13 protein-coding genes are annotated in these 12,883 nt (G+C 31.9%); 11 read left to right on the forward strand and 2 right to left on the reverse strand.

Going from position 1 to position 12,883, the window contains the following annotated elements:
• Positions 1 to 194 precede the first annotated feature (194 nt).
• The 5 genes from C7448_RS03500 to C7448_RS03525 all read left to right on the forward strand — a co-directional run bounded on the left by C7448_RS03500 (position 195) and on the right by C7448_RS03525 (position 4,596).
• The gene (locus C7448_RS03500; RefSeq protein ID WP_147300491.1) at positions 195 to 893 is read left to right on the forward strand and encodes a hypothetical protein; all 699 of its coding nucleotides are present in this window, start codon (positions 195 to 197) and stop codon (positions 891 to 893) included.
• A gap of 509 nt (positions 894 to 1,402) precedes the next feature.
• Positions 1,403 to 2,239 carry a sensor histidine kinase gene (locus tag C7448_RS03510; protein WP_317124703.1) on the forward strand — a complete coding sequence of 279 codons (837 nt, stop codon included), beginning with the start codon at positions 1,403 to 1,405 and terminating at the stop codon, positions 2,237 to 2,239.
• A gap of 54 nt (positions 2,240 to 2,293) precedes the next feature.
• Entirely contained in the window at positions 2,294 to 2,938 is a 645-nt protein-coding gene (locus tag C7448_RS03515) for a response regulator transcription factor (RefSeq protein ID WP_317124704.1), read from the forward strand.
• A gap of 21 nt (positions 2,939 to 2,959) precedes the next feature.
• Complete coding sequence (gene rbfA / locus C7448_RS03520; protein ID WP_115899957.1) at positions 2,960 to 3,355, forward strand: 30S ribosome-binding factor RbfA; 396 nt, start codon at positions 2,960 to 2,962, stop codon at positions 3,353 to 3,355.
• 38 nt (positions 3,356 to 3,393) lie between these two features.
• Positions 3,394 to 4,596: an ABC transporter permease gene (locus C7448_RS03525; protein ID WP_115899958.1), complete on the forward strand. Its 1,203-nt coding sequence runs from the start codon at positions 3,394 to 3,396 to the stop codon at positions 4,594 to 4,596.
• Between the two features lie 5 nt (positions 4,597 to 4,601).
• Here the strand turns inward: C7448_RS03525 and dusB are convergent, their stop codons facing one another.
• Positions 4,602 to 5,603: a tRNA dihydrouridine synthase DusB gene (gene dusB, locus C7448_RS03530; RefSeq protein WP_115899959.1), complete on the reverse strand. Its 1,002-nt coding sequence runs from the start codon at positions 5,601 to 5,603 to the stop codon at positions 4,602 to 4,604.
• Positions 5,604 to 5,668: 65 nt separating this feature from the next.
• Between dusB and C7448_RS03535 the strand changes: the two genes are divergently transcribed.
• From C7448_RS03535 to lepA, 4 genes are all read left to right on the forward strand, one after another.
• On the forward strand, positions 5,669 to 6,421 hold the full coding sequence (locus C7448_RS03535) for a prolipoprotein diacylglyceryl transferase (protein WP_115900132.1): 753 nt from the start codon (positions 5,669 to 5,671) through the stop codon (positions 6,419 to 6,421).
• Complete coding sequence (locus C7448_RS03540) at positions 6,402 to 7,796, forward strand: radical SAM protein (protein WP_115899960.1); 1,395 nt, start codon at positions 6,402 to 6,404, stop codon at positions 7,794 to 7,796. The genes C7448_RS03535 and C7448_RS03540 overlap by 20 nt, the downstream gene beginning before the upstream one ends.
• Positions 7,797 to 7,802: 6 nt before the next feature.
• Positions 7,803 to 8,003 (forward strand): hypothetical protein, encoded by a 201-nt coding sequence (locus tag C7448_RS03545; protein WP_115899961.1) that lies wholly within the window; start codon positions 7,803 to 7,805, stop codon positions 8,001 to 8,003.
• A gap of 176 nt (positions 8,004 to 8,179) precedes the next feature.
• Positions 8,180 to 9,976, forward strand: a complete 1,797-nt coding sequence (gene lepA / locus C7448_RS03550; protein WP_115899962.1) for a translation elongation factor 4 — start codon at positions 8,180 to 8,182, stop codon at positions 9,974 to 9,976.
• Positions 9,977 to 10,091: 115 nt separating this feature from the next.
• Here lepA and C7448_RS03555 read toward each other — a convergent pair whose 3' ends face one another.
• The gene (locus C7448_RS03555) at positions 10,092 to 10,790 is read right to left on the reverse strand and encodes a zinc metallopeptidase (protein WP_115899963.1); all 699 of its coding nucleotides are present in this window, start codon (positions 10,788 to 10,790) and stop codon (positions 10,092 to 10,094) included.
• Positions 10,791 to 10,885: 95 nt separating this feature from the next.
• On the opposite strand from C7448_RS03555, the gene C7448_RS03560 reads away from it, so the two are divergent.
• Both C7448_RS03560 and C7448_RS03565 read left to right on the forward strand, forming a co-directional pair.
• Positions 10,886 to 11,917, forward strand: coding sequence for an asparaginase (locus tag C7448_RS03560; protein ID WP_115899964.1), 1,032 nt, complete (start codon positions 10,886 to 10,888; stop codon positions 11,915 to 11,917).
• Positions 11,918 to 12,169: 252 nt separating this feature from the next.
• A complete protein-coding gene (locus C7448_RS03565) occupies positions 12,170 to 12,883 on the forward strand; it encodes a MotA/TolQ/ExbB proton channel family protein (RefSeq protein ID WP_115899965.1) in 714 nt (237 codons plus the stop codon).

Genomic DNA, 12,883 nt, shown 5'->3' on the forward strand with positions numbered 1-12,883 from the left:
AAAAACAAGAGTATATGTCATGAAAAAGTAATAGTTAAAACATTTGTAGCGGTAAGGGGTTTTTCCTGTTTGTAGGTTGTTGTTGATTGAGTAACCAGTTGATAACTTTAGTTTTAGAGGTTTTCTCTGTTGGTCCGCTTTTTTTATTAAAAAATAAGCCGTTATATTTAGAAAATCAAAAAATCAACTTTATTATGAAAAAAACTAACCAACTTAAATTAGTATTGTTAACTCTTGTAATGAGTTTTGCTATTTCATGTGATAAGATAAATGGCAATAAATGCGACTGTGACGATTGGCAGTCTCAAGTTCCAAAAGGTACTTTTTGCTACTCTGATGAAGGAAGAACAGAAGAAATGCTAAACTATAAGGAAGTTATTGAAATGTTATCAAGTTATGATAGAACAAGAATAGCTCCGCTAGAAGAGGCCTTAGGGTATGAAGATACGCGGGCAAATACATTCGATTTTGTACAGTTTAAAAAGTATCTGGGGCATGTAGAAAACCTAAGTAAAAAGGCAAAAATTAAAATAACGGGAATTAGCTTTATATCTACAGCCAAGGAAAACCACAATAAAACAGGGAAAAGTTATAGTAGTTTAATTTATATTCCTACCACTACAATTGATGGAAAGCAAATAGCTTTTGATCCTGTGCAATCTGCAAAACATGGAAAGTTAGTAACGTTTAAAGAAATGCTAAAAAAGAATGGATATAAATGGATTTACAATACTAAAGAAGAGTTTGAAAAAGGGAAGAAAGATGATTATAATTATAGGATAAAAACAGTAAGAGAAAATAAAGCAGGTTTTATGTTTACTACTTCTTTAGATGATGAATTATTAAGTGGAGCAGGTAATTATGGGCATTTAGAACCGCCTTACGCCAATTAATAAATAAATTTTATGCACCTATTTGACGCTCCTTTATATTCACAGTTATTAGCAGCTTTATTAAGTAGTATTCTTTTATTGAAAAAGAGAACATTTTTTATAAAGATATTGACATTATATCTAGTTGTGACTTTTGTTGTTGAGTTAATAGGGACATATTTGAGTAGTATTAGAGGAGCAAATTTTAGAGTTTATCATTACTATGCGGTCTTTTCTTACTTTACAATATTTATTCTATTTAGGAGTGTTTTAAAAGAAAAAAAATATTTGAAAATTGTCTATACATTATTGGTATTACTTGTAATTCTATGGGGATTGACTTTTTTTGATAAAAACTATATGCATTACACAGCTATGTTGGGTTCTCTGTGTATTGGAGGTTTGATTTTTTTGTACTTAAGAGAGTTATTACTATCAAATGAGATTGTAAATTATAAAAAGTTGTTGCCATTTTGGGTATCTGTAGGGTTTCTAGTTTTTCATTTACCGGCCATCCCATTTTTTAGTTTTTGGAGTTATATGAAAAACAGAGATTTAGTACCAATTTTACATTCGTTAATTGTTTTGATGAATATTATCATATCTTTTGGATTAATATGGAGCAGCAGGAAGGTAGAATATTAATAGTCACCACAATTGTAATCATTATTATTATTGTTTTTTTAGTGACATTGTTTACGGTTTTCCAAAACAGAAAAAACAAGCTGTTGCAGGAGAGAGCTGTTAATAAAAAACGTTACGAACGTGAAATTGCAGAAACTCAAATAGAAATAAGAGAAGAAACTTTAAGAAATATTAGTTGGGAGTTGCATGATAACATAGGGCAACTCCTAACATTAGCAAAAATACAATTACAACATGCCTCTCCAGAAAATATGGGAGAAATCTCTGAAATTATAGCAAAAAGTTTAACAGAAGTAAGAGCCTTATCAAAAATAATTAATCCTGATTTTATTAATAACATAAAATTAAGAGAAGCTTTAGACTTAGAGATTGAACGATTTAATAGGTTGAATTATATCGAAGCAAGTTTAATAGTAACAGGAGAAGAAATAGAAATAAATCAAAAACACGGAATTATTATTTTTAGAATTCTTCAAGAATTTTTTTCAAATACAATAAAGCACTCTAAGGGATCTAAACTAGAGGTTTTTCTGCATTATAAAAATGATTTAATTCAAATTGTAGCAAAAGATAATGGTGTAGGATTTGAAATGGCCAGAGTGAGGTTTAAAGGGCTTGGTTTACAAAATATAAAAGCTAGAGCGAAGCTAATTAATGCAGAGGCAAAGTTTATGTCAGAGCCCCAAAAAGGCACAAGTTTAATAATAAATTACTATATTTAAAGAACCTTAGTGTATTTCCCCAACAACTAATAACCAAATATAACCTAAGAAATCATGAAATACTCAGTTGTTGTTGTAGATGATCATACGTTATTGTCACAAGCTATCGAAGGTATGGTAAACACTTTTGATAAATTTAAGGTGCTTTATACTTGCAAAAATGGTAAAGAAGTCGAAGAAAAGTTTTTAGCATCGCCTAAAAATATACCAGATTTAGTTTTAGTAGATGTAAATATGCCAGTGATGAATGGTATTGAAACTACAGAATGGATAGTGAATAACTATCCACAAGTTCATGTTATGGCATTGTCTGTAGAAGATGCTGATGGAACTATTTTAAAAATGTTAAAAGCAGGTGCTGTAGGGTATTTACTAAAAGATACTAAAAAAGAAATCCTAGAGAAAGCGTTGTTAGAAATGATGGATAACGGATTTTATCATACTAGGAATGTTACCACTCTTTTATTAGATTCAGTTTCAGGGAAAAACTCAAGAAATAATTTCGCATTTAAGGATAATGAAGTAACGTTTATGAAGTTAGCATGTTCTGAATTGACGTATAAAGAAATCGCAGAAAAAATGTTTTTAAGCCCAAAAACTATTGATGGCTATCGAGATAGTTTGTTTACGAAACTAAACGTAAGAAATAGAGTTGGCTTAGTTATGTACGCCATAAAAAATAAAATTTACACTCCGTAATTTTATCCTTAAATTTGCAGCATGGAAGAAACAAATAGACAACGAAAAATAGCAGGAGTGTTGCAACAGGATTTGGTAGACGTTTTACAACGTGCTGCTCAAGATGGAATGAAGGGGGTGATTATATCGGTTTCTAAAGTTTCGGTTACTGCAGATTTAGGGGTGGCGAAAGTATACTTAAGTGTTTTCCCTTCTGATAAAAGAGACGAAATTATTAAAGGAGTAGTATCAAATACACCTTTAATTCGTCATGAATTAGCACAACGAACAAAAAATCAATTACGAAGAATGCCAGAACTGTTGTTCTTTGGAGATGATAGTTTGGATTATATTGAAGATATTGATAAGTCTTTAAAAGGAAAAGATGTAGATCCGATAAAAAATCCAGATGTTTTACCTCGTCGTCAAAAACGTTAATAATTTTTGTTACATTGGCTAGCTAAATTTATTAATACTTGAACTTCTCTTTATACATAGCTAAACGATACCTGTTCTCAAAAACAAGTACTAATGCGATTAATATTATTACAGCAATAGCTGTTTTTGGTGTTGTGGTTGGTACCTTAGCCCTGTTTGTTGTATTGTCTGGTTTTTCAGGGTTAAAAACGTTTAGTGATTCGTTACTAAATGCATCTGATCCAGATATAAAAATTACAGCATCTAAAGGAAAAACTTTTCAATATTCTCAGAAATTAGATAGTGTCTTGCAACAAAATAAAGAGCTAGAAGTAGCTTCAAAAGTTGTTGAAGAACGTGTTTTCTTAAAGTATAAAGACAAGGAGCATATTGCCCAAATAAAAGGGGTAGATTCAAATTATTCAAAAATTATTCCAACAGACTCTTTGTTAACAGTAGGTACTTGGATTGATGAAGAATATAAGAATACAGCAGTAGTAGGGTACGGAATATCGTATAAATTATCGTTAGGGATTTTTAATTTTGGTGAAGCACTTCAAATTTTAGTGCCAAAGCCAGGAAAAGGGTTTATTAATGCAAACAATGCTTTCCGGTCTGTTTCAACACAAATAGTAGGTGTATATACGGGTTCAGAAGAATTTCAGAATAAATACGTTTTTACTGAAGCTTCACTCGCTCAAGAATTGCTAGGGTATGGTGATAATGAAATTACAGGCATTGAACTTCGTTTAAAAGAAGGTGTAAACCTTGATACATTTCAAAAGAATTTGCAAAATGTTTTGGGAGATGAATTAAAAGTACAAACCCGTGCGCAGTTAAATACCTTGTATTATAAAGTCATAAATACCGAAAACTTTATTTCGTATTTAATTTTTACTTTAATTGTAGCTATTGCTTTATTTAATGTCATCGGATCAATCATAATGATGATTATTGATAAACGTCAGAACCTAAAAACACTTTTTAATTTAGGAAGCAGCATTGACGATATAAAAAAGATATTCGTATTGCAAGGTTTTTTATTAACGTTGGTAGGAATGAGTATCGGAGTTGTTTTAGGAGTAATCCTTGTGCTAATTCAACAACGATTTGAATTATTAATGATTACACAAAATTTAGCATATCCAGTAGAGTTTAAATGGTTAAACTTACTGGTAGTGGTTATTACAATTTCAGTTCTAGGATATTTAGCAGCAAAAATTGCAAGCTCTAGAATTTCAAAAAACTTTATTGAGCGATAGAATACTTATCCTATTTCAGGAATAGTTGCATTTCCAAATTTAGTTTGTACTTCATCAAAAGCAGCAAAAACATCTTTAGGATCATCAGAAGTAACCATTTTCATTCTGTATTCTTTAAAATGTGGAATTCCTTTAAAATAATTTGTGTAGTGTCTTCTTGTTTCTACAACACCTAAATGTTCACCTTTCCAGTCAATAGCCATTTCTAAATGACGACGAGCCATATCAACACGTTTAGAAATAGTTGGTTTAGATAAATGCTTGCCAGTTTTAAAATAATGTTTCACTTCATTAAAAAACCAAGGGTATCCAATAGAAGCACGACCAATCATACAGCCATCTAGTCCATATTTGTCACGCATTTCCATAGCTTTTTCAGGAGAATCAACATCACCATTCCCAAACACAGGAATATGCATTCTCGGATTGTTCTTTACTTCAGCAATTGGAGCCCAATCAGCGCTACCTTTGTACATTTGAGCACGTGTACGTCCGTGAATTGAAATAGCTTTACAGCCAACATCTTGTAAACGTTCGGCAACTTCAATAATTCGAATAGAATCATGATCCCAGCCTAAACGAGTTTTTACAGTAATAGGTAAGTTGGTATGTTTAACCATGGCCTCAGTAAGAGAAACCATTAAGTCAATATCTTTTAAAATTCCAGCCCCAGCACCTTTTGAAACCACTTTTTTTACAGGACATCCAAAGTTGATGTCAATAATATCTGGATTCGTTTTTTCAACAATCTCAACCGAACGTAACATGGAGTCGAGATTTGCACCAAAAATTTGAATACCTACGGGGCGTTCTTTTTCGTAAATATCTAGTTTCATTACGCTCTTGGCTGCGTCGCGAATCAATCCTTCCGAAGAAATAAATTCAGTATACACTACATCAGCACCGTTTTCTTTACATAAAGCTCTAAACGGAGGGTCACTCACATCTTCCATTGGCGCTAACAATAGCGGAAAATCAGGAAGTTCTATGTTACCTATTTTTATCATGCTGCAAAGTTACTTTTTTTTGAGTAATTATGTATATTTCGTCTTTTAACTCACAATCTTTTTTATTGGAACTACCTTTTGAACCAATTTTATTTGGTTATACACTTAATATTCATCTTATTTTAGAATATTTAGCATTTTTTTTAGCCTTTCGTTATTATGTTTTCTTGCGTAAGAAAAAAGAAGATTATATTTCTTCTCATAACAGGTTGTCTATTATTTTAGGTGCAGCAGCTGGGGCTTTGATAGGTTCTAGGTTAGTGGGAGTGTTAGAAAATCCTTTAGTCACTTTTTCTACAGAAAACATGCTTCAAATTTTGAATACTAAAACAATCATGGGAGGTTTGTTCGGTGGTTTGTTAGGTGTAGAGATAGCAAAGAAAATAATTGGAGAAACAAAATCATCTGGAGACTTGTTTGTACTTCCAATAATTGCAGGAATTTTTATAGGAAGAATAGGGTGTTTTCTTTCTGGGATTAATGAATTTACCTATGGAAGAAAAACTAAATTATTTTTAGGTATGGATTTAGGTGATGGTATTTTAAGACATCCGGTAGCGTTATATGAGTTGGTGTTTTTAATTGTATTGTTTGTTGGGTTGAAATATTTACAAAAATATTATACTTTACAATCGGGAGAACTTTTTAAGTTTTTTATGTTAACTTATTTTGGTTTTCGCTTTTTTATAGAATTTTTAAAACCAAATATCTTTTTTGTATTAGGGTTAAGTACTATTCAAATACTATGTATGGTTTGTTATGTATATTACACGAAATTTATAATCCAAAAAATAAAAAATGCCAGAAAGAAAATATAACTACTATGATTTTACATTGAGCTTGTGTCCTGAATGTTTAAAAAGAGTAGATGCTAAAATTGTTTTTGAAAATGATAAGGTTTACATGCTTAAACGTTGTAGAGAGCATGGTAATTCTAAAGTGTTAATAGCAGATGATATTGAATATTATAAAAATATCAGAAACTACAACAAACCTAGTGAAATGCCTTACACGTTTAATACAAAAACAGATTATGGATGCCCTTATGATTGCGGTTTATGTCCAGATCATGAACAGCATTCATGTTTAACAGTTGTAGAGGTTACTGATAGATGTAATTTAACGTGTCCTACCTGTTATGCAGGTTCATCACCCACTTACGGACGTCATCGAACATTAGAAGAAGTAAAAGCGATGTTAGATGCTGTGGTAAAAAATGAAAAAGAACCCGATGTGGTACAAATTAGTGGAGGAGAACCAACAATACATCCACAGTTTTGGGAAATCTTAGACTATGCAAAATCACTTCCTATTCGACATTTAATGTTAAATACTAATGGAATAAAAATAGCGAAAGACATTACTTTTGCCGAACGATTGAAAACCTATACACCAGATTTTGAAATTTATTTACAGTTTGATTCTTTTGAAGATAATGTGTTAAGAGAGTTAAGAGGAGCAGATTTGAATAGTGTTCGCAAGCAAGCACTCGATAATTTGAATAAACTAAATCTATCTACAACTTTGGTAGTTACCCTTCAAAAAGGATTAAACGATCATGAAATAGGTAAAGTGATAGATTATGCTTTGCAGCAAAAAAGTGTGAGAGGAGTTACTTTTCAACCAACACAAATTGCAGGAAGGTTAGAAAGTTTCAATCCAGAAACAGATAGAATGACGCTTACAGAAGTTAGAAGAAAAATCATGGAACAAACTGATGTTTTTAACGCAGATGATTTAATACCTGTACCCTGTAACCCTGATGCTCTTGTAATGGGATATGCGCTTAAATTAGGAGGAGAAGTATTTCCATTAACACGCTATATTAATCCGAATGATTTATTAGATAATAGTAAAAACACTATTATTTATGAGCAAGACGAGGCGCTGCATGGAAAAATGATAGAGCTATTTAGTACTGGGAATTCTGTAGAAGTAGCGGAAGAAAATTTAAAATCAATAATGTGTTGCTTGCCTAATATTGATGCACCAGAGTTGGGGTACGATAATTTATTTAGAATTATTATTATGCAGTTTATTGATGCTTACAACTTTGATGTTAGGGCTGTGAAAAAATCATGTGTACATATTGTTGACAAAGACAATAAAATTATTCCTTTTGAAACAATGAACCTGTTTTATAGGGATGACAAAAAAGAGTATTTAGAAGAGTTAAGACAAGAGATAAAATAAATTGATATGAATTTTTTAGAAGGAAATATGGATCTGTCAGGTTTATTTATAATTATTGGTTTAATTATGTTTGGACCTCCAATACTATTTGCTATCATAGGAGCAGCAGTTAGAAAAAAAAGTAAAACAGCCTCAAAAATATTTTATATACTGGCTGTTTTATATTTAATAATTGGCCTAGGAATATGTGGAGGTGCTCTTAGTTAAATAAGTTAGTAGAGATGTTTAATTTTCGCTATCTATTTTGTTTGCAGTAGCCTGCAAATAAAGTATCTTTGCAGATTAGAAGTAGTTAGAATTACGACGAATGAATCCATGCTAGATATCAAGTAAACAAAAATTTATGTTACATGTCTAGAAATGGCTTGAGAAACTTTAGATGAATGAAAAATATCAGAAACTTTTGCATTATTGCACATATTGACCACGGTAAAAGTACCCTTGCCGATAGGTTGTTAGATTATACAGGTTCGGTTACAGAACGTGAAAAGCAAAACCAACTGTTAGATAGCATGGATTTAGAGCGAGAACGTGGAATTACCATTAAATCGCATGCAATCCAAATGGATTATGTTTATGAAGGAGAGCAATATACCTTAAACTTAATTGATACTCCAGGTCACGTAGATTTTTCATATGAAGTTTCTCGTTCAATTGCAGCTTGTGAAGGAGCTTTATTAATTGTTGATGCAGCACAAAGTATTCAAGCACAAACGATTTCGAACTTATATTTAGCCTTAGAAAATGACTTGGAAATTATTCCAGTATTAAATAAAGTAGATTTACCTTCAGCTAACCCAGAAGAAGTAACTGATGATATTGTTGATTTATTAGGGTGCGAGCCAGAAGATGTGATACATGCTAGTGGAAAAACAGGTTTTGGTGTTGATAATATTTTAGAAGCTATTATAAAGAAAATATCAGCTCCAAAAGGTAACCCAGACGCTCCATTGAAAGCTTTAATTTTTGACTCGGTGTATAATTCGTATCGAGGGATTGAAACCTATTTTAGAGTGATTGACGGATCTATTAAAAAGAACCAACAAATAAAATTCATGGCAACCGGAAAACAATATGGTGCCGATGAAGTGGGAACGCTAAAGTTAAGTCAGGTTGTTAAGCAAGAAATAAAAACAGGAGATGTTGGTTATTTAATCACAGGAATTAAAGCAGCAAAAGAAGTAAAAGTAGGTGATACTATTACAGATTTTGCAAACCCAACAGCCGAAAGAATAGAAGGGTTTGAAGATGTAAAACCAATGGTGTTTGCAGGGATTTATCCTGTAGATACAGAGGACTATGAAGAATTGCGTGCATCTATGGAAAAGCTTCAGTTAAACGATGCTTCGTTAGTGTTTCAACCAGAAAGTTCAGCTGCACTTGGTTTTGGATTCCGATGTGGATTCTTAGGAATGCTACACATGGAAATTATTCAAGAACGTTTAGAGCGTGAGTTTAATATGACAGTAATTACTACCGTTCCTAACGTAAGTTATCACGCATTTACGCATAAAAACCGAGATGAAATTATCATCGTTAATAACCCAACAGATTTACCGGACCCATCTAAATTAGATAGAGTAGAAGAACCCTTTATTAAGGCTTCAATTATTACAAAATCTGACTTTGTTGGTCAAGTAATGTCACTTTGTATTGAGAAACGAGGACAAATTGTAAATCAAACCTATTTAACTCCAGAGCGAGTTGAGTTGATCTTTGATATGCCATTGGCAGAAATTGTTTTCGATTTTTATGACAGGTTAAAAACAGTTTCTAAAGGATATGCGTCATTTGATTATCATCCGATAGGAATGCAAAAATCGAAGTTAGTTCGTGTAGATATGTTATTAAATGGGCAGCCAGTTGATGCGCTTTCTGCATTATTACATGCAGATAATGCCTATTCAATAGGAAAGCGTATTTGTGAGAAGTTAAAAGAATTAATTCCGCGCCAACAATTTGATATTCCTATTCAGGCAGCGATTGGAGCAAAAATTATCGCTCGTGAAACTGTAAAAGCCTTACGTAAAGATGTAACTGCAAAATGTTACGGAGGAGATATTTCTCGTAAACGTAAGTTGTTAGAAAAGCAGAAGAAAGGTAAAAAACGTATGCGTCAAGTTGGTAATGTAGAAATTCCACAGCAAGCATTTATGGCAGTTTTGAAGTTGAATGACTAGTTTTTTAGAAACTAGAATAAATAAGATAGAAAGAATAGTATAGAAAAATCCCCGTTTTGATTTAATCAAAACGGGGATTTTAATTGTTACATTTTCAAATTACTACATTAGAATATTAATCTCTGTTTCCTAAAATTTGCAAGGCCCAATATAATAACATTGCTAAAGAACCAAGAGCAGCAACTAAATAAGTTCTTGCAGCCCATTTTAAAGCATCTTTAGAGCCTGCCAGCTCTTCACGAGTTACCATGTTTTTATTTTCTAACCAAGCCAATGCTCTATTACTCGCATCATATTCAACAGGTAAAGTAATAAAACTAAAAATAGTACCTAAAGCCATAAAAGCTAAACCAGCTAATGCAATATAAAAACCAATACCTGTGCTACCTGAAGCTGCACCAAAAGCAATACCTCCAATCACCATCCATTGAGAAAAACGAGAAGTAATACTTACCATAGGCACCAATTTAGATCGCATTTGTAAATATTGGTAAGCTCTAGCGTGTTGTACAGCGTGTCCAACCTCGTGAGCAGCGACGGCAGCAGCAGCAGCATTTCGTTGGTTGTACACAGCTTCACTTAGGTTTACAGTTTTGTTTTGCGGATTGTAGTGGTCGGTTAACATACCTGGTGTAGAAATTACCTGAACATCGGAAATGCCATGATCAGCTAGCATTTTTTGAGCAATTTCAGCACCACTCATCCCATTACGTAAGTGAACTTGAGAGTATTTTTTAAACTTACGTTTTAACGTATTGCTCACTAACCAACTGAATAGCGATATAATACCAATTAGAATATAAAATCCTATCATAATCTATATAGTTTTAAAATTTTGTATCATTTTTGTTGGATAAATTTACAACATAAATTATTCCAAATTAATAACGGTATAAAAAAAATGTCAAGATGACAAATCAACCTAAAATTTTAATAGTTTACACAGGCGGAACTATTGGTATGGTTAAAGACTATAACACAGGGGCGTTAAAAGCTTTTGATTTCAGTCAAATATCAAGTAAAATACCAGAATTACAGCAGCTTAACTGTGAAATTAATACGATATCGTTTGATGAACCTATTGATTCTTCTAACATGAGCGTAACCTATTATATACAAATAGCAGAAATTATTTCTGATAATTATGACAAGTTTGACGGTTTTGTAGTGCTAACAGGTTCGGATACCATGTCGTATACATCGTCAGCAATAAGTTTTATGTTTGAAAACTTACAAAAGCCTGTGATTTTTACAGGCTCACAATTACCTATTGGAGATTTACGTACAGATGCTAAAGAAAACTTAATTACATCCATACAAGTTGCATCAGCTTATGAAAATGGAAAGCCAGTAATTCAAGAAGTAGGGTTGTATTTTGAATATAAATTGTATAGAGCGAACAGAACTACAAAAATAAATGCCGAACAATTTGAAGCGTTTGCTTCTATGAATTATCCACCATTAGCTGAAAGTGGGGTACATCTAAATTTTAATTATCCATTATTACTTAAGCCGAAAGAAAATCAAAATGATTTAGTAGTAAGAAAGAATTTAGATAATCACGTAGCTATTTTAAAATTATTTCCGGGTATTACAGAATCAGTAGTTAGAAGTTTTATGAATATTCCAGATTTAAAAGGAATTATTTTAGAAACTTATGGATCAGGTAATGCGCCAACCGAAAAATGGTTTGTTGATTTGTTGGAAGAGTCAGTAAGTAAAGGAATTTATATTGTTAATGTAACTCAATGTAAAGGAGGAAGCGTAATTTTAGGACATTACGAAACAAGTTCAGAATTAAAACGTATTGGTATTGTTGATGGTAAGGATATTACAACAGAAACAGCCATTGCAAAAATGATGTATTTATTGGGAGAAAAGCTTTCAAAAGAAGAATTTACACATTATTTTCAAATACCACTTAGAGGAGAAATGGTTTAGTTTGTAAATAAATCGTTAATTTTGTGCTTGTAACTGCTTGAAATAGTATAGAAAAGAGTTAAAAAAGGGGTGTTTAATAGAAATCATATAGATTTTTTTTAATGTACCAACATTTTTTTGTTACTTGCCACTCTGTAAAATTAAAAGCGTAATAAGTACAAGTAAAGAATTACTTATTTGTAAAAAATTAAGTTATTCATAGTAAAATTTGTATTTTTAACCCGTTAACTATTTAAAATTAATTATAACAAAATGAAAAAAGTAGTAAATATCCTAACGATTACAGGATTTATGTTTTTAGGAGCTATTCAATCAACTTATGCTCAAGAAGCTGAGAAAACTTTTCACCAAGAGTTAAAGCAACGTTTTATTGAAGGAGACCCTAAGTTTATGGGAATTGTATTGGTAGCCTTAATTTTAGGTTTAGCTATTGCAATTGAAAGAATTATTTATTTAAACATGGCTACAACAAATACTAAAAAATTAGTAGCTAGCGTTGACGAAGCATTAAGTTCAGGTGGTGTAGAAGCTGCTAAAGAAGTTTGTAGAAATACAAAAGGTCCTGTTGCCTCTATCTTTTTCCAAGGTTTAGAGAGAGCTGATGAAGGATTAGATGCTGCTGAAAAAGCTGTTGTAGGATACGGTGGAGTACAAATGGGGTTATTAGAGAAAAACGTTTCTTGGTTATCTTTATTTATCGCGTTAGCACCAATGTTAGGGTTCATGGGAACTGTAATTGGTATGATTGATGCATTTGATAGAATTGCTGTAGCAAATGATATTTCTCCAGCGGTAGTTGCAGGGGGTATTAAAATTGCATTATTAACAACAGTATTTGGTCTTATTGTAGCGATTATTTTACAAATTTTCTATAACTATATTATTTCGAAGATTGATAGTATCGTTAACAATATGGAAGATGCATCTATCTCTTTAATCGATTTATTAGCTAAGTATAAAAAATAA

The sequence above is a fragment of the Tenacibaculum gallaicum genome, assembly GCF_003387615.1.
Lineage (GTDB): Bacteria > Bacteroidota > Bacteroidia > Flavobacteriales > Flavobacteriaceae > Polaribacter > Polaribacter gallaicus.